The sequence below is a fragment of the Pseudomonas sp. ATCC 43928 genome (assembly GCF_005938665.2).
Classification (GTDB): domain Bacteria; phylum Pseudomonadota; class Gammaproteobacteria; order Pseudomonadales; family Pseudomonadaceae; genus Aquipseudomonas.
The window spans coordinates 2,640,909-2,665,589 of record NZ_CP041753.1; the positions used below are offsets into that span (position 1 = coordinate 2,640,909).

Genomic DNA, 24,681 nt, shown 5'->3' on the forward strand with positions numbered 1-24,681 from the left:
CCAAAACTGTTCAAGGGTGATGGCGTTTTTTGCCATGTTCAGATGTAACGAGAGAGGCATTCAAATGCGGGAAACGGATTCGGTGGCGGTTTACTTCATGTATCCCATGATCCATGCGTTGCGTGAGAAGCCGCAGCGTCTGCGGTCACTCCTTGAACAGGTGGGAATTGATCCGGCACTGATGGATCAGCCGACAGCACGGGTGCCGGCCACGGCTTTCGCCGCGTTGTGGCTGGCACAGATTCGTGAGTTGAACGATGAGTTTTTCCAGTTGGACTCCCATGGTATGCCGCCGGGCAGTTTTGCCTTGATCTGTCGGGCATTGATTCAGGAGCCGACGCTGGAAAAAGCCATGCGTCAGTGCCTGGCCAATTTCGCCTTGTTCCTGCGTGATTTTCGCGGCACGTTGAGTGTGCGTGGCAAGCGTGCGGTCATCAGCTTGCAGACCCGCTCGCAGAACAGCGAGGTCAGCCGGCTGGGCGAAGAAACGTTTCTGGTGTTGATGATCAGTCTGCTGTGTTGGCTGGGCGGGCGGCGAATTCCCATCGATCGTGCGGACTTTCGTCATCAGCGTTTGTCGCTGCGTGATGATGCCTTGCTCTGGGGGCCCAACCTGACCTTTGGCACCGAACACACCGAAATCGAGTTCGCCAGTCACTACTTGCGGCTGCCGGTGGTTCAGGACCTTGCCTCGCTGAAAGTGTTTTTGCGCACCGCACCGCAATGGCTGGTGATCCGCTTCCGCAACCAGCATGGGCTGGCATCGCAGGTTCATCAGCGCCTGCGCCATAGCCATTACAGCGAATGGCCGACCTTGCAGGACTTCGCCCTGGAACAGCACCTGAGCCCCAGTACCTTTCGCCGGAAACTGGGACGTGAGGGCTGTTCGTATCAGGAAATCAAGGATGAAGTGCGGCGCGGGGTGGCGTTTGAACGGTTGCGCCAGAGTAAGGCGAACATCAGTGATATTGCCGAACAGTTGGGGTTTCAGGAGCCGAGTGCGTTTCACCGCGCCTTCAAAAAATGGACGGGGGAGAGCCCGGGGCAATACCGTTTGCGGTTTCAAGGTCGGGATGATTGACCCATCCGGGAAGTCTTCTTGTGGTCTGTTTAGTTCGAGACGTGTTGAGCATTGCGCTCGGATATCTGCCTCAACCGATAATCGCTTTTTGTGGTGCATTCAGGTCGTGAATTGATCCCAAGCCACTCGGCTGCGCTCATCCGTGCCGTGCGCATCGGGGGTGATCTGCGCGAGGTCGTCACCTCTGGCTCTGCCTGCGCCGGTCTCTGCCCGGCGTACTCAGTGGCTGGCCTGATTACCGGTCAGGTGCCTGCTTTGCTACAGATCACACTCCGATGCGCTCTCATTGAGAGGGGCGGGCAGTTATCGTCAGGCTGACGTGACGCTGGTTGTCTTGCTCGCACGAAATGCGCGATTTCAGAGGTGGGTGATGGAAAGGTCGCTGATGATGCAGACCGAACCGTCTTGCGGGTCAGTGGTGTCGGAGTAATCGATCTGGTTGTACACACCGCCGTGGAAGGCGAGAGTTTTCGTGTCCCAGGTGTTGTCGAGGCGCATGATTGCAGAGGTGGATTTGACGCCATTACAGCTCGCCGAGACGGATACAGCGCCGCTCGAATTGGCGTGAATGTTGATTTTGAAAAGTGCACCGAGTGGCACGTCTTCCAGAATCGTCGTGTTCACCGGGTCTTCCTGGAGATAGCTCGACCGAAATCCCATCGTGATTCGGCCTTTGTTCCAAAACACTTTTACAGGTGGCCTTTCCGAACCCTGAACATGAATCTGGCTGATCACAACCTTCTGCAGCGAGTTGACCTTCGTGACTCGCATTTCTTGTCGGTTCCAGTGGTCAGCAGCGCTGGCGAACAACCAATAGCCCGGCTCTTTCCACTCGCAGCGCGTCCGCAGGGTGCTCTTGCTCGAAGCACCGAGCGTCGGCGCCGTCATTTGCAGCGAGCCATCTGGAAGCATCGAAACAACTTCCGGGCATTCAAGCAGTGCCCGCCAACCGATCAATTCAAGCGCGATCGGGTTGGTGTCGGAGATTGGAAGCGGTGTAGCGATTGTGTAGTTGCTGATGTCTACGGTCATGGTCATTTCCCTATTTCATTTGATGTCACCCTTTGCTCAGTTGAGCCTTACGTTTGGTGCTGCTGGGCCAGTGATGCGTTGGCTTGAATTGAAATATAGGTATTCCCGTAATTTATGTCAATGGGCATTCCCATAATTCAGCCGCTCCCACATTCCTATGGAGAGGGGGTCTGTATTTGGTGAGATTGGATGCGCTGAAATTCTTCTTGGGAGTGCAGCCACGCGCAGTACGACGAACGCCTCAAGCTCGTCCAGGCATTGAGGAGTGGCGTCCAGCAGAGCGTGTGTTCTGCCAAGGCTGCAACCGTTGGAGCCAACTCAGCCCTTCAACGCGAATACATCGCCCACCAGAACACATGCCCCAGAATTGAAATCTGCTGCTCCTGGATTTGCTGGAACGTGTAGTCCTCGTCCGGATGTTCGTCTCGGTTGAAGCTTCGCAGGCGAATTCCGGTGGGCGTGCGGTACACCTGTTTGACCCTTAGCTGGCCGTGGTGGTTGATCGCGTACATCTCGCCGTCGACGATATCGCTCAATGTGTTCTTGCCAACGTTCACGCCAACCGTGGCGCCGTCGCGCAGCACCGGCAGCATGCTGTTGCCGCTCACCGCGACGCACTTCGCGTTGCTGAACTGAACGTTGTTGTGGCGAAGGTCTTTCTTGAAGAAGCGCAGCCTGGCGCTGGCGCTTTCGGCAATCGCGAATCGGCCGGAGCCCGCTGCTAACTCCACTTCCTGGAGAAATGGCACGTAAACCTCGTCGTCATCGAGCGGGGTTTCGTCATCCCATGTCTCAATGTCTGACATTGCCACGTTTGGTTGAGTGCGCTCAGCAGTTACTGCAACACCTTTGAGCATGTCGCCACTGCCTTCAGCGAGCCACATAGGGGAGACACCACAGACCGAAGCAATCTGAGCAGCAAAGGCTGTCGCCTTCGATTTGCCGCGCTCAAGGTCGGAAATTGATGTCTGCGTGAGGCCGGCGCGCTCGGCAAGCTCGGTCTGGTTTAGACCGGCATGGCGACGGGCGATTTTGAGTCTTTCTTTAAATTCCATCCGCGAAGTATTACGGGCGCTCCCATACTCTTGCAAATCGGTATTCCTATAATCATGTGGTATGGGTGTTCCCGTATGGGCGGTCCCCCCCAAAGCGCTCAATGTCTGGAAGCAATGCGCGCCGTGCAACGACCACAAGTCCGGTAGCGTTGTGATCACCACAGCCTGGGTGGGCTCACTAAATTCAGAGCCGCATCATTGGCAGTGGGCTCAGTGGGTTCGTTAGCAATCGTTTGAGCGAAAGCTGAACTAAGCGAATGTGAAATCCTGCATCAGGAAAGGCCGAGAATATCTCACGTCGCTTCTGTCGTGAGAGTCCAAAAGTAACCGCACCACGGGAGACGTCGACCCAATCGGCTTTGCGAAAGACCTCTGCAAGGTTCTGTGGATCGCGATGGGACCGAGTTATTTTATGGTGGTTGCGAATGATCAAGATAATTTCTTGCGCCCAATCCAGCTTGTCGATTTCCTGAAGGAAGTCTTCTGCCAATTGCTCTGAGGGGGGCAAATAATCAAACGTCTTGGCCGTCCATATACCAAGATCATGAAATACCCCGGCCAAAACTATCTTTTCTAGATTCACAGCGTCCAGCGTACTGAGCGAGCAACAAAAGTTGATGACTCGGTACACATGATTTCGGTATCCGGTGAAGTCATTGCCGAGGTTTCCGGCATAGCGCTGAAGCAGTTCGTCCAGCAGCTCAATTTTGGTGAGCACTGTTCCATCCTCCTTGTTTGGAGGGGGCTACTTTATAGGCTTGGATGCCTTGCATAAAGGCGCCCAGTGGAGAATGCGAAATTGCACTCCACTGGAACACCCGTTTGCATCGACCTGACCAGTCATTTGCATTCGTTCTGACTACCGATTGCATCGGATTCGAGCAGCATACTTTGCAACCATGTACGGCAGAGAACGGCCAGAAGCGGTCGGCGGGATGCGCCTGGAAAACGAGTTGATTCAATGGGCATCAGAAATGACGGTGCGTGCGGACACGATGGCTGATATCTTTCCTGCGCACCAAATTGCCTCCAGTCGGCGCTGATCCCATCAAGGAAGATAGAAACAATGAAAGTGTTATTCATCGCTTCGCTAGGAATTGCATCGCTAATTCAAGCATCACTATCCTTCGCGGATAATGTTAATGGAAAAAATCTCTATTTACAGCGATGCAGCATGTGCCACGGAGTAGATCTTAAAGCAACAGGACCATTGGCTAATAAAAGCAATCCTCCTACGCCTGATCTAACAACATCCGCTTTCAAAAAGCGATTAAATGATTATCCGGGCGTAATTGTATCATCGATAATACTTCGTCCAAATGGAGACTTGATTCCAAGAACGTTGCGAGAGAATGGTGTAAAGCTATCGCCGTACGCTTGGAGGATTAAAGATCTGCGCGATTTAAATGAATACATGGGTGGTGTGATTTCAAAGAATCGATGATTTTAGAGATGAGAGGCAGGCACAGAAAATTAAATGCCATTTCAGATTTGAGGGCTTGTGGGGCGATGCCGGTGAGTCAGTCGACCTCGCGCGGGCACATCGCTAATGAACAATCTCCGATTAATACAAGCTCGGGTGGCTCTTCGCATCAAGCAGCAGTCGGCTGCGGTCGTGACAGGCAAGTAACGGCCAGAAGCTGCCCTTCATAGGCGGCTGCGTTCGTCCCCTGTAAACGGCATCTCCAGAGTCTTTGCGATTCGGGCCAATATCTTTGTGCATTTTTCAGAAACAATGAGTGGTGGCTCATTAATCATGTAAAGCAGGTGTTCGAACGCTATTCCAGCCTCGTTGTGATCGACATAATCCAGAACGATTTCACCACCATTCTCTAAACCTGCCTGAGCTAACGCATGGTCATCCGGTACTGGGCCGGTTTGTTCGTATGCAATGGACATCAGCGCGGTGATTTCCTTGAGCGCCTCTATGAAGTCGTTTCTCAAGTCGTGGTTATGGCCGCTCACTAAAAACACTCCTTCGATTAAGATAACTTGCGGTCGGCGTGCTTCTGGTCGATAGCGGCGCATCAAGATCGACTGCCAACGACCAAAAACAGTCAATCACCGAGAGCAACCAAGATCAATCAGGCGTCTTTCGCAGTCATGTACTTGCTGAAGTTGTTGATATGGTCGTCGAGATTATCCTCGAGCATCATCCGGTACTGCTCACAAAAATACTTCAACATCGCTTCGCGAGCCTGCGCCATTTCCTCGCCTGATTTGAAGTTGCGAGCGCTCACCCAAGCATTGAATCGAGTGGTGCCAAACATCATCGACGCGCTTACCTTGCCAAGGTCTCTGAACTCTCTAAGCTGCTTGTTCGACAGGTTTATATGCGCGTCTGCACGATCATAGAATGCTTCATCGGTCGCATCTGGCATTGCTGATTACCTTTCAATCATTTTCGGAAATTCCGTAATTGGAACACTTCCCGCATCGGCTAGCTACGACACGTAAACGATAAATACCAAGGTTTGACGTCCGCTATTGGCACGAGCCGTTTATCGCGCGGTTGCCCTTCAGCAAGCGTTGAACCTGGCGATAACCTGTTCGGCGACTCACGCGGACTCGGGCGTTTTCCCACCGAGTGATCCCCTAGCCCTCTATCGTTGAATGGACTTCCTATGCATCACCGCATCCATGCCGCTTACCATCAAGCGAAGTTTAGCCGTAGCCGCTGTGCCTGGCTGTTTATCGACGATGTACCTATCGAGGAGTGGCTATACAGTCACCTCGAATACCCCGATCTAGACCTGAATGGTCTTTCATTGATGTGGTTGTTGGACGAGGAAGAAGACGCGCTCGCCCAACGGCGTTTCGCGCCTGCAGAAGACGGCACATCGACGCCGGTTCCGCTGCTGGTCTGCGGCGATGACATGGACTTCGATTGCTTTGTGCTGATGACCGAACAGGTGATTGACGGAGATACTCTGCACTGGCGCCGTTTTGGGTTGAGCGTGTCCAGCGGCCTGGAAGTCGGTATTACCACTCGATGGGACGTCGAGAATCGCCCGATCAGTTTTTCCCTGGCGGACTTTCGCGAGGCGCTGGAGGACTTTTACAGGCTGATGAAAGCCTGAGGGGCTGAGTGAATTACTCCTGCCCAAGTCGAAAGTTTTGCCAAAGAGTTGTCCGCCATTTAACGAAATGATCGAACGCCAGGGTGATGAACCGCAAATGAGCAAACTGGGTTGCAAGTGTGGCCATGTGATTACCGATCAGACCGACAGCTCGCCCTTTAAGGCTAGCCTGCTTCGCGACGAGGTAGAAAATGAATTCTGGAATGAAGTGCACCGTGAGCTCAAACCTCTGATAGAGGCTGCGGAGTCCGGAGACAAGGCTGCGATAGCTGAGGCATTTGGCGAGTTCGCACCCTGGATCAGCGCTACTGACGAACTGCAAGGCCGGATATCCAGCATCTACATCCATCGAATGTCGACTGTCTACGAATGCCAGAACTGTGGACGCCTTTGGGTGCAAAAGGATGCCAGTGACAGATTTGTTTCCTATGTCCCTGAGGAAGGCGCATTTGGGGCGATCCTGGCAGTGGCATCAGGAGAGTCTGAAAATCGAAATTGAGCGCGCGTGATTGGCCGAAAGCTACAGTTGAAATTGGCTGCACTCGGCCAAAAGCAGACCATGGACACGCTGCTAATACGCCAGTAATGTGTGCCCAAGTCATGTCGCTTTACATCCTCACCTCATGTTGCGTTTCTGGCGCGACACTCAAGCCGAACAAGGGTTACACATGGACAAGGAACGTTATCAGACACAAACAGCGGAAAATATTATGCCACTTGTGTCGTCTACTTATAGTCAGGCATAGCCATGAATACCTTCGAAACGCATGAAAAGTTAATTGCCGAAGGCTGCAGCACTCAAAACTTCGCAATCAACAGCATTGGAAGTGACATGTATTGCCTATGCAATACAAATGGTTTTTGGTCAGTTTTTTATACGGAGCGCGGGATAGATCACCCTCCAATATTCAGTTCGATATCCGAAGAAGCAGCCTGTAAATTCTTCTATGACCACATTATGAAAATGGAGCATTGGCACATCGTAGGCTTTTACAAAGACAACAACTTGGCAGAAGCCATGGAATCTAAGCTTTCTAACCTTGGAATCCGATTTGTGCGCAATGACATACCTGCATATCAAGCACAAAATGACCCAAGATTTCGGATATTTATAGTGGGTAAAGATATTTTCAGATTCAAGGATGTATTCGGTGAGCCGTATATCAGTTACGCCTAACAAGGCGCTGAAATCGCTCATTTCATTCGCTGGGACGGCGCGCCGCCGCCCCTTAGCTTACTCGTTGGTCAGCGTCCGCTATGGGTCGGTTAGCGACCACCACGCACTGTGACTGATCCACCCTTGTCCTCCCTCAACCTGGAGGACATGCCATGAACACTATTGCTAAATATCGCCATCAGCCTTGGAACAAGGGAAAGCTTGTAGGGCAGAAAGCCCCGCTCCGAGTCAGAGATATCTGGGCCATCCGGGTCAGACTCCAGCTCGCGGAGAAGACACGGGATCTGGCTCTCTTCAACTTGGCCATCGACAGCAAGCTGCGTGCCTGTGACTTAACCAAGCTGCGAGTACGAGACATAGCGCATGGGGAGCATGTGTCATCACGGGCCATCGTGATGCAGCAGAAAACTCAGCATCCAGTGCAGTTTGAAATTACTGAGCAAACACGAACGGTTCTGGAGGCTTGGATGCATCAGGCCCATCTTTGCAGTGAGGACTTCCTGTTCCCGACCAGGTTGCATGGCTCAGATCATCTCTCCACCAGGCAATACGCTCGAATAGTCAAAGCATGGGTAACAGCCATTGGCCTTGACCCGACCATGTACGGTACTCACACGCTACGGCGAACCAAGGCATCGTTGATCTATCGCAGGACAAAGAACTTGAGAGCAGTCCAACTCTTGCTTGGTCATACGAAGCTCGAAAGCACTGTCAGGTACCTGGGCATCGAGGTCGACGATGCTCTGGAAATGGCAGAGCAGACAGAAGTCTGACCATCCACTGCGACGGTCTAGGCCAGACCGTCGCTATCCGACCCAAAGCGGCCGTTGAGTCCTCGCAGAATATGAGCCTAAAGCAGCCAGATCTGCTCCAAGCGGAACAGAGGTCATGGCAGTTCTTTAGCTTGCTCGCGCTGAGCGACGCTGGCGAGACACTGTTCGATGAACTGAAGCTCCTGGTCGAGCTCGACCGCGCGCTTTTCCAGAGCTTTCAACGCCGCCTGGTGCTCCTGCTGCACCTCTTCTGGCGCCTTGGCGAGTCTGGCAAGCTTGCGCTGCCTCCACGCGATATCACCGTTCAGGTCGGCAAGACATTTGACGCCTGATTCTCTCTTCTTAGCTGTAAATAGCTGGCACTCCAAATAGCGGATGGCGTCGTAGATTTTAAAGACCTCACTGCTAGTTTTTGAGTGCACGAAGTTCAGGCTGCCCTCGTTGAAGGCATGGTGCTCCTGGTTCTGCCCACCCCAGTTGACCAGGTCATTCTTGATGAAATTGAAATATGACAGGTCATAGTCAATGAACGGTTCCACCAGCGAAAAGGTGTGTTCCAGGCTGACCTGCAGGTACATGCTCTTCTTGAGCTGTGATTTATTAAAGTGCGCGGTTACTTTGACTTCATTTTCTATGCAGAACTCAAGCACCATGGATTCGAACCAGATACGACAATAGAGCAGCGCTTGACGCACATCGAATACCGAAAGCGCGGCAAGAATTTTCTCCTGGAAGCTGCCCACGTGATCAATGACTAGAATGCCTTTGTTCGTATAGCTGAGAACATTACTGGTGTACTGAACCTGCTGAGCATGACGCTGGGCAATAATACAGAAACGCTCCCAGAAAAGACGGTCATGGGTGGTGACGACCATTTGGATCCGGCGCAGGTAAGCATCGCTGAAGAACAGGTCGATGATGTTCGATCGGTGATCGGTGTCGATCGCATTGACGACGTCATCGAATACGATGAGCGGGAAGTTGTTCTTCTCAGCCATCGCCAAGAGGATGGACAAACCCAGCGCTCGCAGATGCCCTTCGCTGAGCACCGCAAACGCATCAAGGAATGATCCGTCCACGCTGGTGATCTTGATCCGATAGCTATCCGCCTGGCGGTCGAAGGTCAACGACGCGATCTGCTCATGGTCATCGTCGTGGTTGTTGATCGCGCGGTAGTACTCAGCAGCCTTGGCTTCGATCCCGGTGATTCGCGCTTTCTCCAGCTCAAGCTTGTAATCCAGCAGGTCGCGGTACAGTGTTCGGTACTCAGCTTCCAGATCCTTGAGCAACTGGTTGAAGTGGCTATTGTCGACTGCATCGTTGAGCAATGCCGCTTTTTGCTTTATCAGGTCTGCCATCTGGTCGTTGGCGACCTTGAACTCGCTTATCGCCAGTTTTTTTCTGTCGAACTGCAGCTTCAGCAATTCGTCAATTTCTTTCAGCTGCGTCACCCGTTCTTCGAGGCGGGCTGCCTGCGCGTCTGCCTGGCCAACCTCCCCAAGCTTGCGCTCACAGGCGCGCAAGTAGTCCTCGATCTGATCTGCACTCCGCGCGCAGAGCTTCAGAAACGAGTCGAGAACGGACGGCGCCACTTCCGAGCGATCGGTAGCGGCATGGAACTTTGCAAGCTCCACCTCCAATTCGTCCATGTTCAGTGGGCAGGGAACATCGGCGTGCTCATTGCCTTTCACCGCGCCGATTCCGGTCGCGACTCGTGAAGCCCAGAGCGCGATCCGGGCGTCATTTCTCTGCCTGGATTGCTTGAGGGACTCCAGTGCACCCAACGCCTTGATCTGCTCTCGCGCCCTCTCGAACGGGTTCATCACCACCTGGTCGAGGGGCGTCAGGCATGCGGGACAAGTTTCCCCGACCTGCAACTGTTCGATGGTCACCAATGCCTCATATACGGCGCGATAATTGACCTCGCTGGCCCTCTGCAGAAACACCTTCTCGATATCGGCTCTGCGGTGGAGCAAGCGCTGAGCGATGGCACAGATACGCCTGACCTGCTTTAGCGGTATAGCGAACGGGGCCTTGGCGGCTCGCAGGCGCTCAGCGCCACGAATATGCATTTCGACCGTGTCGCGCAGCCGCAAGACCTTTCGGCGCACATCGAAGTCTTGGTCGGCCCTCAACCCCAGCAGCCTACAACTCTCGGAAATCGATGCATGAAGGTCTGCCCTGTGATTACGCCGCAGCTGGCCCAGGCTTACCCGGGCACGTTCCAGGGTGTCCAGTGCCTCGGCTTGATCAGCACGCATGAAGGCTTTGAGCGAGAAGCTTTCAGGCCGGACGAACCGAGAAATGACCTCCTGGAGTTCTTCCAAACCAAACAAGGTGGCCAGGACATCGCTCTCGGCACTGCCAGTATCCTTGGAGCCCAGCAACGAAAATTCTTGAAGACGGTTCCGATCAATGAAACAGCCCGACCAGCTGATGCTTCGCTTGACTGGTAACTTGTCTGTTCCCATCAGCATGAGCTTGGGCTTCACCTCTCCCCGGGCGATGTACTGATTGATCTTAGTCTTGCGCCTGGCCGCTTCTTTGATATCGCCAGTGGTGCCGATTTCCAACGCCTCGCACAACGATGATTTGCCGCCGCCATTGGGTGCGTAGAAGATGTTCTTCAGCTTGCTGAAGCGAATGAAGGTGCCTGTGTCGTCAGGGCCAAATTCTCCAAAGCCTCGGAAGTTTTTTACGCGAAGGTAGTCCAACGTGCCGAGTCCGAACGGCGGTATTCGATCCAGTTCTGGCTTGCTGTCGAGCACCTTTTTGAAGCGTGCGGCGATGCGCTGATAGTTGCGACCCAGCAACTGGTCAGCTGCCGCTGTGATGTGCGTTTTGATGTGGTCGGAATAGCGGCCCTTGCCTTGGTTCGCCTGGTACATGCACCAGAGCAGCACGAGGTAAGCGTCACTGCGTCCTTCAAGATTCTGCCTGGCAAAACTCAAAAGGTACTGGCTCATCGCGCCTCCTCCCTGATACGCATGAGCGTAGCCGGACTGAAATCAGAAAGCCATTATCGCCAAGCCAAGTGTCGAGGCCCTTTGCTATTGTTGAGCTCTGCCGATCTGGGCCTGGTACCTCATAGGATTCAGCTCTGCTTCTTCATAATGTTGCTCGTTCCGGCCACGTCCCATCAAAACCAAGGGGACGACCAATAGACGCGACCTGCTAGGGGGAGCGGGACGGAATCTGTGATGAACTATGCCGGGGAGCCATAAAGACTTGGCGTCTGAGCTTACACAGGCGATTGTCCGCTATGGGGGGATTCTGTTGAAAAAGTAGCTCCCCTATTTGGCCTGCGGCAAAATTGCTGCATTGGCCAGCAGGGAAGCACGCAGCATGATGGGACAGTTATCGAGTGGGCAGGAGCGACTGTTTTACTCGTTCAACCTTGAAGATCACATCCCAGCCAATCACCTTTTGCGCAGCATTGATCAGTGTCTCGATCTAAGCGACCTGCGCCATTACCTCGCCGATTTCTACAGCCCGATTGGGCGTCCGTCGATTGATCCCGAACTGATGATTCGCATGCTGATCGTGGGTTATTGCTACGGTATTCGCTCCGAGAGACGGCTGTGCGAAGAGGCTCACTTGAACCTGGCGTATCGTTGGTTCTGCCGGTTGAGCCTTGAAGATGAAGTCCCTAATCACTCGACCTTTTCCAAAAATCGACATGGCCGCTTTCGGGACAGTGATCTGTTTCGCTGGTTGTTCAATGAAGTGCTGCGTCGCTGCATGGACGCAGGTCTGGTCAAGGGTGAAGGATTTGCCGTGGATGCCAGCATCATCAAAGCGGATGCGAGTCGGCAGCGCGGTGTACCAGGTGATGAACCGGTCAACTGGAGCGATCCGGCCCTGAGTACCCGCGCCGTGCGTGAGTACCTTGAAGCTCTCGATGAAGAGGCTCTGGCCGAAACGCTACCGAAGCGCCTGTCGCTGACGGATCCTCAAGCCCGCTGGACCGCAGCTCCAGGTGGGCCAGCGTTCTACGCTTACTCCACGAATTATCTGATCGATACCGAGCACGGCGTGATCATGGATGTGGAACCCACACCGGCTCATCGAACGGCGGAGGTTGAGAGCACCAAGACGATGATCGAACGAGTCGAAGCGCAATTCGACATCAAGCCGGAACGCCTCATCGGCGATACCGCGTACGGCACTGCGCCGATGTTGGCCTGGATGGTGGAGGAAAAAGACATCGAGCCGCATGTGCCGGTGTGGGACAAAACCGAGCGCAAGAACGACAGTTTCTCGAACAGCGATTTCCACTGGAATGAAGAGACTGAGGAATACCGCTGTCCGGCCGGCAACGCATTGCGCAGCGAATGGCGAGCCTTCAAGAATGAGCGTTCACACGTCACCAAGGCCAACACCATCATCTTCCGATCCCGGCAGGCCGACTGCGTTGAATGTCCGATGAAAGCCCAATGCTGCCCGAACACTGCGTTCCGTAAGATCGCTCGCAGCGTCCATGAAGCCGCGCGTGATGTGGCTCGGCAAATCGCAACGACACCTGCGTATGTGCGCTCTCGCCACGAACGTAAAAAGGTCGAAATGTTGTTTGCCCACCTCAAGCGCATCCTGAAATTGGATCGCCTGCGCCTACGTGGCATGAGTGGCGCGACTGATGAATTCACGCTGGCCGCTGCGGTGCAGAACCTGCGACGTCTGGCCAAATTTACCTCTCAAGGGCCACCGGTCACGGGATAGGTGCGTCTGCACGAAACAAAAACCCTAAAACCAACCCAATAACCGAGCGGCAAAGCTCAACGAAGGGCCGAAAAACCACTCAATGTGGTGAGTAGGTTCTCCAGTGCTGGTCGTGCCTGAGTTCAGGCCAGCTGAAAATCCGACTTTTTCAACAGAATCGGGGGATTGCAGACCTTCGCAAGAGGCAGAAATTGGCTGTTAGCTGCCGCGCCTGACCGGTTGAATCGACAGCCAGAAGCAGACATTCGAGAATCGTGCGCTCGCAGCCATGTTATGGTCAGAAACCGAAAAGTAACGCATGGAAATCAAACATGGATTTGGTTCGGCTCGTACCTGCGGCATACCACACAACGGACAGCTACTGGCACCTTCTCAACGCAGAGGATGGCTCAATTTATATTCTCGTCGAGTGTGAAGCGTCTTTTGTGAGTTACGAATGCCTGATCAAGCTCAACGACGAGGAATTGCGTGACTACCAGGGCTTGGGCTGGCTGTCCATTCAGCACCTGGCTAACCGAATCAATTACTTTGTCGATGATTACAACGGTCGACGAATTACGGGGCCTTTGCTCGAAGAAGCCATTCAGGCGTCGAAGCACTAGTCATCCCAAGACATCTGGCTAATGTTCGTCAGTCCGCAACTGGATGACGCCTAAGGGTCGATTGTAGTCCTTGGCAAAGGCAGAAATCGGCCAATATTGAACTGCCTGAGTCGCACGCCAAATCGGATAATTGAATTGAAAAAATCGTCGCTGCAGTTAACGCAGTTGCCGTGGTGTTGCGTTCAGCATTTTTTTCATCAGTCGCCGCAGGGATGTGGGATCTCTGTATCCAACTTGTTCGGCAATGGTGTCGATTGAGTATTTACTGTTTGCCAGCAGTTCCCGGGCTTTATTGGCCTGGACACGCTGGATCAGCCGCAACGGGCTATATCCGGTGGCCTTGTGGATGTGTCGAGACAAGGTCCGCTCTGACAGACCAAAGTCGGATGCGAGTGTGCTGACGCTGATAATCGCCGGTAGCGAGGCTTCAATATGAGCTGTCAATTGTGCGATCAATTCGTTCCCCTGAGCCATCATTGCCGGAACCATAAAAGGCGATTGCAGTTGCCGACCATCGATCAGTAGCGCCCGAGCAACGCCATCTGCCAAAGCTGGGGAGAAATGGCTTCGCAGAAGATGCAACATCAGATCGCTATGACCTAGCGCTGCACCCGCAGTAATCAACGGCGGATCGAGGATTACCATGCGCTCGGCATCTACCTGGCACTCCGGCGCCCACTGCTGGAGTAAGGGTGCCATCCACCAAGAAGTGGTTACACAGCGCCCAGCGAGCAGGTTTGCAGCCTGTAGCACGAATACCGCAGAACATGATGCGGCTACGTTACCCCCGGCCTGCACATGCGCGCGTAATGCCGGAACCAGCAGAGCGATATCCGCCTGTTGTAATCGGTGCTCGATCATGGGGGCGTCAGCCACTCCGATGCCGGGGATGATCCAGCAAGAGCGGTCATCAGGGTTGATAGCCAAGGGCTGAACCGCAATCTGCATACCGTGGCCGAGCGTCACGCAATCCGTGTTCACCCCACAGACTTGCCAGCGAGGTACAGCGGAGCCCAGTCGCTGGGCGAGTACGGCCGCCGTTGAAAGGATATCCAGAGTCAGTGCGACACTGGAGGCAAAGGCGCCAGGAACTACCAGAATCGTGAAGTCATTCATTGGCTGATTATGCACGAAAGATGTCGAATCGGTCGCTGGTTGCAGTGGTCGAGGGCTGACTTAATAACGCTTCCATTTCATCGAGCGTTAACCTGTATGCCAAATATCCTGATCAAGGTGCCTCAAGGTTCTTTTACTTGCGAACAACGGGCACTGCTGTGCGAAGAGATTACGAAAGTGGCCATCGCGGTCGAGCAAATCGGCGACGATCCACGTCAACGGGGCCTGTGCTGGACTCTCATTGACGAAGTGGCTTCTGGCTCCTGGACATGCGGCGCAGTGGATATCAGCGCTCAAGCCATCCCCTGCATTGTGCAGGTTAAGGTTCCCGGCGGTGTGCTGAATGAGGCCATGCGAAGCGACTATGTGCAGCGTTTGCATCAAGCAGTAACCCGGTCGCAAGCAGCGGACGACCTGCGGATCATCATGACTTCGATCATCCTTGATGAAGTCAGAGATGGCTTCTGGGCAGCCAACGGAGCGATTTGGCATTTGGCCGATTTCATTCAGGCGGCTGGGTACCGACATCTGCAAGGGCAGGCGGAGCAGTAAGGTATTACAGCTCGCAGGACATTTGTCGCACCACTGCGAGTGGTTGCTATAGGGCGTTTTCAGTCGGTCGCGGCCGGCTGAAAACGGCCATTTCCGGTCAACCGTGACAGATACGCCAGCAGGCCTTGCTGCGGCTCCAGATTTTTGCCTGGAGTGGGGGACGAGCATATCGGATTAACATTCCAACATTCTCAATGTCACATCTATCACATTTCATGTCGCAGATAATTGAGAACCTGCGACAGACTCACGTGATGTCACAAAGCCTTTACTGTCAAGCCCGAGTGAGTCGTCGCATAACTTAGAAGTTATGCGACAGTTTTTTAACGCCGCTACACCAGTATCAAAGCGCAAGGTCAATCGTAAAAAGTGAACTCACTCATCTTGAACGCTGCGCCCACGGCCACCCCTAAATTCATACGTTCGTTAGTCATCATCAGCCATATGACCATGCGAGGGGTGTATTGCCGCTTACCTCACGTAAATTCCCGAGACGGCTCCCCATTAATATGTATGGCTTGAGTGAGGCAGTAGCCGCGATTTCTGACTGCGCGAAAGAGATGCCGTCCTCCTGCGTTTTTCTTGAATTTTATTTGCAGTCTACTCAAACTCATCTCCAGGCCGCGATAGAGCTCAGGATCTCTCCCAATACTGCTAATTAGCTCTGCTCTACTGATTACGCGTTCCTCCTTGAGGAGCATGTTTTTTACAATGATGCCCTCAATATTTGTTAAGTGTATTTGAATGGCGTCGTCGAATAAGATTCGATTATTTATATCGAGCTTCCAGCATTGAGGGTGTTGAAGTGATGTCTCTGCAAGTTTTGTCATGGTTTCTGATTATAAAATTCATGAATGCAACAAAAAACAAATCGCAAAAACATTACTTATTTTTGTCTTCCGCAATGTAGTTCTAGGGGGCGTATTTTTAAGTGTGAGTTCTATTAAGGTGAGTGCACGGTAGGTCGTGGGCTTTCAGTAATATATTTGTAGGCTGGGCATTAAGCGCTTACTAATAGAATTGGTTTTTTAAAACTCTTAATTATCCAGATTCAACGTTGAAGCAGGTAATCGTAGGATGTATCGATCAGCCGTGGCTTGATCGACCGGTCACTCATTGTCTCTTCTCCATTCGTGGGAAATGCGTGGATTTCTCCATAGGTGTTTCGCACCCGTGAGAGCCCTGGGCTTGCTGCGCAGGCTTGAGGAGGAGTTTATAGACGGGGCGCGCGCCAGCCTTTCATTTGGCGACAGCGCTTTTTCATTTCATGACAAACCATAACCTTTGGTTGATCTTACAATGCACATAGCATTGTTTGAGTCAGTTTTTGCGTGGTGGTCATGCCCCTCTCCAGACGTACCAATATGTCGTCAGTGGTGTGCAAATTCGCGGGCGGGGTCTGAGAGTACGAAATCCTGAGGGGTCAGCTTTGGGCCATTCTCTGCCGGTCATGTCCGCGAAACGTGCTGGTCAAATCCGTTGCAAATGACTGGTCAGGCCGAATGTAAATGGGTGGGCAAGTCTGTGCAATTACTCAGAGAACGCGCCAAGGGCTTTGGGGGCATTCGGCGAAATGATTTGTTACCTGGGTACCATTTTTCACCCATTTGGGGCGCACTGGGCCATTTCGTAGCGCACGGTGAGTACCACGCTGATCTATAGATCAGCGTCTCTTGAGTCGAAAATCCTTTCCAATTAAGCGCTTGAAGCAGTGCTACGCAGCCTGGCACGGTTTCTGCATTTTTGAATCCGTGGATAATTGGATACAAAACTGCAAAAGGTGACTTTATGCAATTCGCTCCCGCTTACATTGAGCGTCAGCCCCTGACCGCCGAGGAGGAGGCTTACAACTTTCTGCTGGAAGCGATCTGTGGCGGTCGTTACCGCAAAGGCGACCGGTTGATCGCCGAGGACATCGCCACTGAGATCGGCATGAGCCGCATGCCGGTGCGCGAAGCCTTCCGACGCCTCGATGCTCAAGGCCTGGTGACCTTGCGGCCTAACCGCGGGGCGATAGTCAGCGGCCTGAACATCGACGAACTGCACGAAGTCTTCGAGATGCGCAGTGCCCTCGAGGGCCTGGCCATCCGCGTCGCCGTGGCCAAGATCGGTGAGCGTCAGCTGGCGGCTCTGGAACGCATGCTGGACGAGATGGATGACTACCGCGACGAAAGCGCGGAATGGGTCAGCCGTCATCGGGCTTTCCATGAATACCTGTGCAGCCTCAGCGGCCGTCCGCGTTTGATGAAGCAAATCTCGGCCCTGTACTCGTTGATCGAGGCGCCCATGCGCCTGTGGCTGCAACACGGTGAAAAGCCCTTGAGTGCCCGCCAGGAACACGCGGTGATCCTTGATGCCATTCGCTCAGGCGATGCCGACCAGGCCGAGTCGGTGGTGCGTCAGCACATCGAGGGCACAGTGCCGGCGCTGATTCAGTTCCTGCAATCGGAAAAATAGAATCGGGCTCGAGCCCGACCGTGTGTTGACTTTGAGTACTGCCCCGTTACTAAACAACTGGAGTGTCTGGTCATGCATAAACGCCGTGTGTTGCTTGCTGCTGTATCCCTGGGACTCTGCGCACAGTGGGCGTTCGCCACACCCCAAGTGCCGGAACGACTGCAAAAGGCCGAAAAACTCACGTATTGCTCTGGCATGGACTCGCCACCCTTGGTGTCTTTCGATGAGGCGCAAAAACCCAGGGGCCTGACTGTCGATCTGGGGCTGGAAATCGCCAAACGGCTCGGAGACAAACCGGTGCAATGGCGGGTCATTCCATTCTCCGGGTTGCTGCCGGCATTGCTCGCCCAGCAGTGCGACATGATCGTTGATCAGCTGTTCGACAAGCCCGAACGCCGGGAAGTGATCGACATCGTCAACTACATGTATTCCAGCCAGTCAGTGGTCGTTCCCAAAGGCAATCCCAAGGGCATCAAAACCCTGGATGGACTGTCTGGGCACAAGGTGGCAGTGCTCAATGGCTCCACGATCAAAACCTTGTTGGACGCCGAGAACGAAAAGCTCACCAAGGCCGGCAAGACACCGATGAAACTGGTGGTTTACAACAGTGACACTGACGCCTTCCAGGCGCTGCGTATCAGTCAGGTGGACGCTTACGGCACCACCGTAGAAACAGCAGGTTACTACGCCGCAATGGCGCCTGATTTATTCGAGGAGGGGGTGCCAGCCTTCAGCCGGATTCTCACGGGTTTAGGGACCCGCAAGGATGATTCCCAGCTCACCACCGCAGTACAGCAGATCATCAGTGACATGCGCAGTGACGGCAGTTATGTGCAGTTGTTGAGCAAATGGCATGTTTCCAGCGACACACTCGACTGAGGCGAGCGCTCGATGAATTTCAATTGGGATGTGTTCTGGCAATACCTTTTGCAGCCCAGCGGGGTGTACCTCACTGGGCTCTGGTTGACCTGCCTGATCAGTGTGCTGGCAATGGTGTTGGGCTGCGTGCTTGGGCTGGCAGCGGCGCTGATGCGTCTGTCGCGCAACCCGTTGCTCAACCTGCCGGTACGGTTCTATGTGTGGCTGATGCGCGGCACTCCGCTGTTGGTGCAAATCGTTTTTCTCTATACCGCATTGGCGGCCGGCGGCATCTTCCGTTTCGAGGACGTGGAACTGTTTGGTTTGGTGGTGCCGGGCAATATTCAGGCAGCGATCATCGCCCTGGGCCTGAACGAAGGTGCCTACATGGCCGAGATCATTCGTGCCGGGATCGGCGCTGTCGACAAGGGACAGTATGAGGCTGGGCGTTCGCTGGGCATGACCTTCGCCAAACTGATGCGGCGTATCGTTTTGCCTCAGGCGTTCCGGGTCATCGTTCCGCCGTTGGGCAACGAATTCAACGTGATGCTCAAGAATACGACGCTGGTCAGCGTGATTGGCGTGCAGGAGTTGCTGCTGAGTACGCAAATGGTCACGTCGGCGACATTCCGGGTATTTGAACTGTACCTGGTGGTGGCGATTTATTTCCTGCTGCTGACCACCCTCTGGGGTTTCTTCCAGCGTTGGCTGGAAGCGCGTTTCGGACAGTCCGATCGACCCGCACCGCCAGCGGCCGGCAGTCGCATGTTTGGCCGCGGCACGCTCAAATTGCTGAGAGGGCGTTAAGCATGGCGCACAAAAGTGAAGAACTGATTATCGAGGCCCTGGACATTCATAAGTCTTTTGGCGACCTGGAGATTCTCAAGGGGATTTCCTTGCAGGTGCGGCGCGGTGAAGTGGTGGTGTTGATCGGTGCATCGGGTTCAGGCAAGACCACCTTCATTCGCTGCATTAATCTGCTGGAGGACATTCAAGGCGGGCGCATACGCGTCAACGGTCGCTCCATGGGGTATCGCGAGCGCGCCGACGGCAGCCTGGTGCGCGACTCCGAGCGCAACATCGCTCGCCAGCGTCGGGACATCGGCATGGTCTTTCAACGTTTCAATCTGTTCCCCCACATGACCGCGCTGGAAAACATCATTGAGGCACCGATCCAGGTGCTCGGCGTGCCACGCGCCGAAGCGTTGGAACAGGCCCGGGCCTTGCTCGCCCGGGTCGGCCTGGCGGACAAGGCCATGCATTACCCGTCGATGTTGTCCGGTGGACAGCAGCAGCGCGTGGCAATCGCCCGGGCGTTGGCGATGAAACCTCAAGCCATGCTGTTCGACGAGCCCACCAGCGCCCTGGATCCGGAAACCGTCGGCGAGGTCCTGCAGGTGATGAAGCAGTTGGCCGATGACGGCATGACCATGGTAGTGGTCACCCATGAAATGGGTTTTGCCCGGGAAGTCGCTGATCGCGTGGTGGTTCTCGATCAGGGCGAACTGATTGAGCAGGGTCCGCCGGAGCAGATCTTCAGTCGACCGACACACCCGCGAACTCGGGCCTTTCTCAGTCGCGTGCTGTGACCTTCTCAGTCAGGGTTTTTTACCCGGCAATGGAACCGGATACCTGCGGCCATTGAATCTTTGTTTGGAAGAGCTTTTGCCATGTTGAAATTTTCTGCCCACGAATATCCCTATCCGTCGCAACGTCAGAGTGTGTTTGCCCGCCGTGGCATGGTCGCGGCTTCACAGCCACTGGCCGCCGAGGCCGGCATCGAAATCATGCGCAACGGCGGCAATGCCATTGATGCCGCGATCGCTACAGCGGCGGCGCTAACGGTAGTTGAACCCACCGGCTGCGGCTTGGGCGGCGACGCCTTTGCTCTGGTCTGGAGCAAAGGCCAATTGCACGGACTGAACGGCAACGGCCAAGCGCCGGCGGCACTGACGATCGATGCAGTCAAGGCGTGTGGTCACGAGCGGATGCCGCTTTATGGCTGGACGCCGGTCACGGTGCCCGGTTGTCCTTCGGCCTGGGCGGAGTTGTCCAGACGGTTCGGCAAGCTGCCCTTTGCCGAGTTGCTGCAGCCCGCGATCAGTCTGGCCCGGGAGGGCTTCCCAGTGTCGCCGGTGGTCGCCCGACAATGGCAGACTGCTGTGGATGAATTCAGCCCCCATCGAGACCCGGTGCTAGACGCCTGGTTCGACACGTTCCTGATTGATGGCCGTGCGCCAAAGGCCGGTGAATTATTCCGCAACCCGGCGCAAGCCCGAACGCTGGAAGAACTGGCGGACAGCGCTTGCGAAAGCCTCTATCGCGGCGCTCTGGCTCAGCGGCTGGATGCCCATTCCCGCGCCACCGGCGGCTACCTGCGAGCCAGCGACCTGCAGGACTATCGCGCCCAATGGGTGGACCCGATCAGCATCAATTACCGCGGCTACGATGTGTGGGAAATCCCTCCAAGCGGGCAAGGATTGGTGGCCCTGATGACCCTGAAAATCCTTCAGGGTTTCGACTTCGATCACCGAGACAGCCAGCAGACCTGGCATCGTCAATTGGAAGCCATGAAGCTGGCCTACAGCGATGGCCTGCATTACATCACCGATCCGCTGCACATGCGTGTGGCGGTGGCTGATCTTCTCAGCGACACCTATAGCAGCCAACGCCGTGAACAGATCGTTGATCAGGCTCAGCAACCTGATCCCGGCGATCCTCACGCCAGCGGTACGGTGTACCTGGCCACGGCAGATGCGCAGGGCAATATGGTGTCCTTCATCCAGAGTAACTACCACGGCTTCGGTTCTGGCGTGGTGCTGCCAGACAGCGGCATCGCCTTGCAGAACCGTGGGCAGGAATTCAGTCTCGACCCTGACCACGCCAACTGCCTGGCACCGGGCAAAAAGACCTTCCACACCATCATTCCTGGCTTCATCAGTAAAGGTGACGCGCCGGTGGGACCGTTCGGCGTCATGGGTGGCTACATGCAGCCCCAAGGCCATGTGCAGATGGTCATGAACCTGGTGGATTTTGGTCTCAATCCTCAAGCTGCGCTGGATGCACCGCGATGGCAATGGCTGGGAGGCATGAAAGTCGGCATCGAGCAGGGGGCGTCGAGGGACTTGGCCGCTTCGCTGGCCCGGCGCGGACATAAGGTTCAGGTCGATTGCGACCTGATCAACTATGGCCGAGGGCAGATCATCATCCGCGACCCGGACACCGGTGTGTTGTGCGGCGGCACCGAGCCGCGGGCCGATTCCCATATTGCTGTGTGGTAACGGGTAGCTGAAAACAAACGAAGACGACTCGGTCTCTTCTGCGTGAGAAATACGCTGTGCATCCGTGCGCGGAACTGATGCACAGCGTGGCCTCGCGTGTTCTCTAGCCTTCTTCGACTGGACGTGGTTGGGGCGCGGTAGGTTCAGTGGAGATTGCTGGGGCTTAGAGGGGCTGCTCGCTCGCATCCCCAGAAACGACAAAGCCCTGAAAACACTTCAAAACCACTGATTGCTAAAGCAATCAGGATCCGAAAGTAGCTCACTCGGTCGAAGGGACGGATGCTTTGCTGCCCAAGCGGATCAGCTCATTGGAAAAACACAGGCCGACGATGATCAGTACCGCTCCTGCGTACAGGCTTTCGCGCGGTACTTCATTGAGCACCACAAACGCCAGCAGCGCGGCGAACAACGGCTCGGTCAGCATTGCATTGATGACGATCCCTGTCGCTGATTTGTCGTTCGATAGAATGCCGCCCCATATCGATGGGACGTTTACTCCCATGCATCGCCGTGAAGGAGTGCTGAAGCGGATGGTTGAGGTGATTGCGGGTGGCGAGAAAAACGACTTTGGCCTTGGCAATCATCGGAATATGCTCGGCGAGCTCGATAAATCAAGTCAAGGCCTTGAAGGTAGTCAGATACGGCAACAGCGTTAAGCCACTTACTCCTTCCGGGCAGATTCCGGAGCAGGGATAATGCGCCTTTCCCACCAATCGGGTGAATCAATCGCCCAGCACAAGCAGCCGCCTGGACTCGGCTGCCACCACTACAGGAAGGAGCTTTTACATGTCATACCGGCTTGCCATTTTCGACTTTGACGGCACGCTCGCTGATTCCTTTCCGTTCTTTGTTTCAGTGTTCAACCAGGTCGCTGACAGGCACGCATTCAGTCGAATTCACCCGCAAGAGTTGGACGGTTTGCGCAAGCAGGGGGCTCGGGAGATCATGGCTCATATCGGAATGCCTCGCTGGAAGTTGCCTCTGGTGGCGCGAACCTTCATGAGCTTGATGAAGAAACATCGAAGCTCGATCCCACTGTTCAATAACATTGCAAATACCCTCGCCCATCTTGACGAGAGAGGACTGATTCTGGCGGTGGTATCTTCTAACTCCCAAGAAAATATCAAGCAAATTTTGGGCTCCAGCTGTCAACATATCCGGGCCTTCGAGTGCGGCGCCTCCATTTTCGGCAAGGCGTCTCGCTTGCGCCGGGTCATGCGCAAATTCGACGTGGCGCAAGAGGAAGTTATCTACATCGGCGACCAACCTACGGATGGTGAAGCAGCTGCGACTGCCGGTATCGCCTTTGGTGCGGTCGCCTGGGGGTATGGAGCATATGATGCATTCCACAGTCTTCAGTCCCATGAGTGGTTCGCCGATGTGAGCGAATTACGGCGACTGGCAGGAAGTGATACGCACCTTGAGTCATCCGCAAGTTTATAGGCTTGACCATTGAGTGGCGATTTCAGTCGATTTCAACAATCAGCCTCTGGCCGAAAGCTGTCAGTGGTGAGGGGAAACTTTCGACCCAAGGCAGCCGTTGAGACCTATGTGTTGTCGCTTTATGTTATTCGTTTTCATGGAGGATTCTGACTGATGGCACGCGTGGGATTGATACTGACACCCGGTTTTGCGGACTGGGAATATGCTTTCATTGCAGGAACTGCATCCCCGTTCTACGGGATCGACGTTAGGTTTTTCGCCTCTACTACGGGACAGTTCCGCTCGCAGGGTGGATTGGCAGTAACTGTGAATTGCAGCTTGCAACAATGCCTGGACTGGAAACCGGACGTTGTTGTCGTCATCGGTGGAATGATCTGGGAACGTGCAGATGCACCGGATATTCGGGACTTTCTTCATACTAGTCGTTCAAGTGGCGCGACAATTGCCGGTATCTGTGGGGGAACGCTGGCACTTGCGAGAGCCGGGCTTCTCGACACGGTTTCTCATACCTCGAACAGCGCTGACTTTTTACAACAGAATGCCGCAGGTTATGAAGGGTCCTCGCTTTTGCTGACCGCATCATAACTGCGCCAGGTCCTGCTCCCGTTAGCTTTACCTGCGCAGTGTTCGAAGCTGCCGGGTTATCTTCAGAGATCATTTCTCAGTTCAGGTCAATGTTGGCAGCAGAACACGGGTGACCGCTTCGTCCTGAAAAAACAGCCAACCAGGTGATGTGCTCGAGTGTCCGCTCTTGGCCGATTCTGTTGAAAAAGTCGGCTTCGGTTTCCACGGCAGAAAAGTACGTGCCTGAGATTTAAATCTGTGTTTTGGGCAGAAGGTTCAGGACTCGGATTTCAATCTCGGACGCGTACTTTTCTGATGCGCAAACCAAGGCCGACTTTTTCAACAGAATCGGCCCGAAAGCTTCAAAAAAATGCCCGGACTTAGCCGGGCTCGTTAAAAAAAATTCAGCGCGAATCCACCTCTTTCGCGATCTCGACGGATGATTTTTCCCTGCGCCTCTGAAGCCAGCTATAGAACGCATGTACCGGATGGAGGACGGCGGTAAGCACGCCAAGCAGCAGGATGATGAAAATGATGATCAGCGGGATGCTTTCGTGCGAGAACATGGTGGGTTACTCCTGTATTCACTATGTCGGAACCCACAGGCTAGACGCATAGAACAATGTTTTTGATGAACGTATATTCATCCTCGGGTTCGTCAATTGTGCTACGGAGAGAGTCGCCAAACTGATTATGAATGTGCTTTGTACGGTGGCTGTGGCGAGGCCGAGATCTACTGCTTAAGCATCAAACTGCGCCATAGGATCACAGTTGGTGCTACAGGCACGACGTCCGTTTGCTGCGCTTCCGGTTTCGGCAACTCTAGTGTCGTCAACTCGCTCAGCCCGGATGAAGAATGCTGGCGTGCTAAAAGTTTGTCGGGCTCTTCGG

24 protein-coding genes and 2 pseudogenes are annotated in these 24,681 nt (G+C 54.4%); 17 read left to right on the plus strand and 9 right to left on the minus strand.

All coding sequences use genetic code 11. From position 1 onward, the window contains the following. Nucleotides 1-64: 64 nt before the first annotated feature. Entirely contained in the window at nt 65-1,081 is a 1,017-nt protein-coding gene (locus FFH90_RS12240; protein ID WP_018927971.1) for an AraC family transcriptional regulator, read from the plus strand. Between the two features lie 357 nt (nt 1,082-1,438). Here FFH90_RS12240 and FFH90_RS12245 read toward each other — a convergent pair whose 3' ends face one another. The 3 genes from FFH90_RS12245 to FFH90_RS12260 form a co-directional block, all read right to left on the minus strand. Continuing rightward, nucleotides 1,439-2,113, minus strand: a complete 675-nt coding sequence (locus FFH90_RS12245; protein WP_026286569.1) for a polysaccharide lyase family 7 protein — start codon at nt 2,111-2,113, stop codon at nt 1,439-1,441. Between the two features lie 326 nt (nt 2,114-2,439). Then, nucleotides 2,440-3,168: a helix-turn-helix transcriptional regulator gene (locus FFH90_RS12250; protein WP_064617062.1), complete on the minus strand. Its 729-nt coding sequence runs from the start codon at nt 3,166-3,168 to the stop codon at nt 2,440-2,442. 184 nt (nt 3,169-3,352) lie between these two features. Beyond that, complete coding sequence (locus FFH90_RS12260) at nt 3,353-3,886, minus strand: HD domain-containing protein (protein WP_032834034.1); 534 nt, start codon at nt 3,884-3,886, stop codon at nt 3,353-3,355. A gap of 348 nt (nt 3,887-4,234) precedes the next feature. Here FFH90_RS12260 and FFH90_RS12265 point away from each other — a divergent pair, with 348 nt between their 5' ends. Then, entirely contained in the window at nt 4,235-4,612 is a 378-nt protein-coding gene (locus FFH90_RS12265; protein WP_081626537.1) for a c-type cytochrome, read from the plus strand. A gap of 203 nt (nt 4,613-4,815) precedes the next feature. Here the strand turns inward: FFH90_RS12265 and FFH90_RS12270 are convergent, their stop codons facing one another. Then, nucleotides 4,816-5,133, minus strand: coding sequence for a hypothetical protein (locus tag FFH90_RS12270; RefSeq protein WP_138867245.1), 318 nt, complete (start codon nt 5,131-5,133; stop codon nt 4,816-4,818). Nucleotides 5,134-5,252: 119 nt separating this feature from the next. Beyond that, the gene (locus FFH90_RS12275; RefSeq protein WP_111453444.1) at nt 5,253-5,549 is read right to left on the minus strand and encodes a DUF3144 domain-containing protein; all 297 of its coding nucleotides are present in this window, start codon (nt 5,547-5,549) and stop codon (nt 5,253-5,255) included. 243 nt (nt 5,550-5,792) lie between these two features. Between FFH90_RS12275 and FFH90_RS12280 the strand changes: the two genes are divergently transcribed. The 4 genes from FFH90_RS12280 to FFH90_RS12295 all read left to right on the plus strand — a co-directional run bounded on the left by FFH90_RS12280 (nt 5,793) and on the right by FFH90_RS12295 (nt 8,198). Beyond that, nucleotides 5,793-6,248: a hypothetical protein gene (locus tag FFH90_RS12280; protein WP_111453445.1), complete on the plus strand. Its 456-nt coding sequence runs from the start codon at nt 5,793-5,795 to the stop codon at nt 6,246-6,248. A gap of 97 nt (nt 6,249-6,345) precedes the next feature. Beyond that, nucleotides 6,346-6,747: a hypothetical protein gene (locus FFH90_RS12285; protein WP_225602808.1), complete on the plus strand. Its 402-nt coding sequence runs from the start codon at nt 6,346-6,348 to the stop codon at nt 6,745-6,747. Nucleotides 6,748-6,996: 249 nt separating this feature from the next. After that, nucleotides 6,997-7,425: an SPOR domain-containing protein gene (locus FFH90_RS12290; RefSeq protein ID WP_111453447.1), complete on the plus strand. Its 429-nt coding sequence runs from the start codon at nt 6,997-6,999 to the stop codon at nt 7,423-7,425. A gap of 152 nt (nt 7,426-7,577) precedes the next feature. After that, nucleotides 7,578-8,198, plus strand: coding sequence for a tyrosine-type recombinase/integrase (locus tag FFH90_RS12295; RefSeq protein ID WP_018930310.1), 621 nt, complete (start codon nt 7,578-7,580; stop codon nt 8,196-8,198). Nucleotides 8,199-8,311: 113 nt separating this feature from the next. Here FFH90_RS12295 and FFH90_RS12300 read toward each other — a convergent pair whose 3' ends face one another. Further along, nucleotides 8,312-11,164 carry an AAA family ATPase gene (locus tag FFH90_RS12300; protein WP_018930311.1) on the minus strand — a complete coding sequence of 951 codons (2,853 nt, stop codon included), beginning with the start codon at nt 11,162-11,164 and terminating at the stop codon, nt 8,312-8,314. 379 nt (nt 11,165-11,543) lie between these two features. On the opposite strand from FFH90_RS12300, the gene FFH90_RS12305 reads away from it, so the two are divergent. Together FFH90_RS12305 and FFH90_RS30125 are read left to right on the plus strand one after the other, a co-directional pair. Next, the gene (locus FFH90_RS12305; protein WP_138867247.1) at nt 11,544-12,917 is read left to right on the plus strand and encodes a transposase; all 1,374 of its coding nucleotides are present in this window, start codon (nt 11,544-11,546) and stop codon (nt 12,915-12,917) included. A gap of 425 nt (nt 12,918-13,342) precedes the next feature. After that, nucleotides 13,343-13,519 carry a hypothetical protein gene (locus tag FFH90_RS30125; RefSeq protein WP_173861154.1) on the plus strand — a complete coding sequence of 59 codons (177 nt, stop codon included), beginning with the start codon at nt 13,343-13,345 and terminating at the stop codon, nt 13,517-13,519. A 156-nt stretch (nt 13,520-13,675) separates the two neighbouring features. Here the strand turns inward: FFH90_RS30125 and FFH90_RS12315 are convergent, their stop codons facing one another. Continuing rightward, complete coding sequence (locus tag FFH90_RS12315; protein ID WP_064617065.1) at nt 13,676-14,635, minus strand: GlxA family transcriptional regulator; 960 nt, start codon at nt 14,633-14,635, stop codon at nt 13,676-13,678. Between the two features lie 96 nt (nt 14,636-14,731). Here FFH90_RS12315 and FFH90_RS12320 point away from each other — a divergent pair, with 96 nt between their 5' ends. The 6 genes from FFH90_RS12320 to FFH90_RS12350 all read left to right on the plus strand — a co-directional run bounded on the left by FFH90_RS12320 (nt 14,732) and on the right by FFH90_RS12350 (nt 21,783). Continuing rightward, the gene (locus FFH90_RS12320; RefSeq protein WP_138867248.1) at nt 14,732-15,187 is read left to right on the plus strand and encodes a tautomerase family protein; all 456 of its coding nucleotides are present in this window, start codon (nt 14,732-14,734) and stop codon (nt 15,185-15,187) included. A gap of 1,788 nt (nt 15,188-16,975) precedes the next feature. Beyond that, nucleotides 16,976-17,644: a GntR family transcriptional regulator gene (locus FFH90_RS12330; protein WP_018930317.1), complete on the plus strand. Its 669-nt coding sequence runs from the start codon at nt 16,976-16,978 to the stop codon at nt 17,642-17,644. A 72-nt stretch (nt 17,645-17,716) separates the two neighbouring features. Then, nucleotides 17,717-18,523 carry an ABC transporter substrate-binding protein gene (locus FFH90_RS12335; RefSeq protein ID WP_007941906.1) on the plus strand — a complete coding sequence of 269 codons (807 nt, stop codon included), beginning with the start codon at nt 17,717-17,719 and terminating at the stop codon, nt 18,521-18,523. A 12-nt stretch (nt 18,524-18,535) separates the two neighbouring features. Next, a complete protein-coding gene (locus FFH90_RS12340; RefSeq protein WP_086946256.1) occupies nt 18,536-19,309 on the plus strand; it encodes an amino acid ABC transporter permease in 774 nt (257 codons plus the stop codon). Between the two features lie 2 nt (nt 19,310-19,311). Continuing rightward, nucleotides 19,312-20,091 (plus strand): amino acid ABC transporter ATP-binding protein, encoded by a 780-nt coding sequence (locus FFH90_RS12345; RefSeq protein WP_018930320.1) that lies wholly within the window; start codon nt 19,312-19,314, stop codon nt 20,089-20,091. A gap of 81 nt (nt 20,092-20,172) precedes the next feature. Then, complete coding sequence (locus FFH90_RS12350) at nt 20,173-21,783, plus strand: gamma-glutamyltransferase family protein (protein ID WP_138867250.1); 1,611 nt, start codon at nt 20,173-20,175, stop codon at nt 21,781-21,783. Between the two features lie 259 nt (nt 21,784-22,042). Here the strand turns inward: FFH90_RS12350 and FFH90_RS12355 are convergent. Next, nucleotides 22,043-22,204, minus strand: a pseudogene (locus tag FFH90_RS12355) (EamA/RhaT family transporter); the annotation flags it as partial. 79 nt (nt 22,205-22,283) lie between these two features. Here FFH90_RS12355 and FFH90_RS29965 point away from each other — a divergent pair. The 3 genes and pseudogenes from FFH90_RS29965 to FFH90_RS12365 all read left to right on the plus strand — a co-directional run bounded on the left by FFH90_RS29965 (nt 22,284) and on the right by FFH90_RS12365 (nt 23,924). Beyond that, nucleotides 22,284-22,439 carry a hypothetical protein gene (locus FFH90_RS29965; RefSeq protein WP_155944828.1) on the plus strand — a complete coding sequence of 52 codons (156 nt, stop codon included), beginning with the start codon at nt 22,284-22,286 and terminating at the stop codon, nt 22,437-22,439. A gap of 130 nt (nt 22,440-22,569) precedes the next feature. After that, nucleotides 22,570-23,226, plus strand: coding sequence for an HAD hydrolase-like protein (locus FFH90_RS12360; RefSeq protein WP_018930324.1), 657 nt, complete (start codon nt 22,570-22,572; stop codon nt 23,224-23,226). 153 nt (nt 23,227-23,379) lie between these two features. Next, nucleotides 23,380-23,924 (plus strand): annotated as a pseudogene (locus tag FFH90_RS12365) (DJ-1/PfpI family protein). Nucleotides 23,925-24,194: 270 nt separating this feature from the next. Here FFH90_RS12365 and FFH90_RS29970 read toward each other — a convergent pair. Then, on the minus strand, nt 24,195-24,356 hold the full coding sequence (locus tag FFH90_RS29970; RefSeq protein ID WP_018927603.1) for a hypothetical protein: 162 nt from the start codon (nt 24,354-24,356) through the stop codon (nt 24,195-24,197). Nucleotides 24,357-24,681 lie beyond the last annotated feature (325 nt).

What these genes read in the sequence shown, in the direction of transcription:
- FFH90_RS12240 (WP_018927971.1), top strand. Translation starts at nt 65, where the DNA reads ATGCGGGAAACGGATTCGGTGGCGGTTTACTTCATGTATCCCATGATC.
- FFH90_RS12245 (WP_026286569.1), bottom strand. Translation starts at nt 2,113, where the DNA reads ATGACCGTAGACATCAGCAACTACACAATCGCTACACCGCTTCCAATC.
- FFH90_RS12250 (WP_064617062.1), bottom strand. Translation starts at nt 3,168, where the DNA reads ATGGAATTTAAAGAAAGACTCAAAATCGCCCGTCGCCATGCCGGTCTA.
- FFH90_RS12265 (WP_081626537.1), top strand. Translation starts at nt 4,235, where the DNA reads ATGAAAGTGTTATTCATCGCTTCGCTAGGAATTGCATCGCTAATTCAA.
- FFH90_RS12275 (WP_111453444.1), bottom strand. Translation starts at nt 5,549, where the DNA reads ATGCCAGATGCGACCGATGAAGCATTCTATGATCGTGCAGACGCGCAT.
- FFH90_RS12280 (WP_111453445.1), top strand. Translation starts at nt 5,793, where the DNA reads ATGCATCACCGCATCCATGCCGCTTACCATCAAGCGAAGTTTAGCCGT.
- FFH90_RS12285 (WP_225602808.1), top strand. Translation starts at nt 6,346, where the DNA reads ATGAGCAAACTGGGTTGCAAGTGTGGCCATGTGATTACCGATCAGACC.
- FFH90_RS12290 (WP_111453447.1), top strand. Translation starts at nt 6,997, where the DNA reads ATGAATACCTTCGAAACGCATGAAAAGTTAATTGCCGAAGGCTGCAGC.
- FFH90_RS12295 (WP_018930310.1), top strand. Translation starts at nt 7,578, where the DNA reads ATGAACACTATTGCTAAATATCGCCATCAGCCTTGGAACAAGGGAAAG.
- FFH90_RS12300 (WP_018930311.1), bottom strand. Translation starts at nt 11,164, where the DNA reads ATGAGCCAGTACCTTTTGAGTTTTGCCAGGCAGAATCTTGAAGGACGC.
- FFH90_RS12305 (WP_138867247.1), top strand. Translation starts at nt 11,544, where the DNA reads ATGATGGGACAGTTATCGAGTGGGCAGGAGCGACTGTTTTACTCGTTC.
- FFH90_RS12315 (WP_064617065.1), bottom strand. Translation starts at nt 14,635, where the DNA reads ATGAATGACTTCACGATTCTGGTAGTTCCTGGCGCCTTTGCCTCCAGT.
- FFH90_RS12320 (WP_138867248.1), top strand. Translation starts at nt 14,732, where the DNA reads ATGCCAAATATCCTGATCAAGGTGCCTCAAGGTTCTTTTACTTGCGAA.
- FFH90_RS12330 (WP_018930317.1), top strand. Translation starts at nt 16,976, where the DNA reads ATGCAATTCGCTCCCGCTTACATTGAGCGTCAGCCCCTGACCGCCGAG.
- FFH90_RS12335 (WP_007941906.1), top strand. Translation starts at nt 17,717, where the DNA reads ATGCATAAACGCCGTGTGTTGCTTGCTGCTGTATCCCTGGGACTCTGC.
- FFH90_RS12340 (WP_086946256.1), top strand. Translation starts at nt 18,536, where the DNA reads ATGAATTTCAATTGGGATGTGTTCTGGCAATACCTTTTGCAGCCCAGC.
- FFH90_RS12345 (WP_018930320.1), top strand. Translation starts at nt 19,312, where the DNA reads ATGGCGCACAAAAGTGAAGAACTGATTATCGAGGCCCTGGACATTCAT.
- FFH90_RS12350 (WP_138867250.1), top strand. Translation starts at nt 20,173, where the DNA reads ATGTTGAAATTTTCTGCCCACGAATATCCCTATCCGTCGCAACGTCAG.
- FFH90_RS29965 (WP_155944828.1), top strand. Translation starts at nt 22,284, where the DNA reads ATGCATCGCCGTGAAGGAGTGCTGAAGCGGATGGTTGAGGTGATTGCG.
- FFH90_RS12360 (WP_018930324.1), top strand. Translation starts at nt 22,570, where the DNA reads ATGTCATACCGGCTTGCCATTTTCGACTTTGACGGCACGCTCGCTGAT.
- FFH90_RS29970 (WP_018927603.1), bottom strand. Translation starts at nt 24,356, where the DNA reads ATGTTCTCGCACGAAAGCATCCCGCTGATCATCATTTTCATCATCCTG.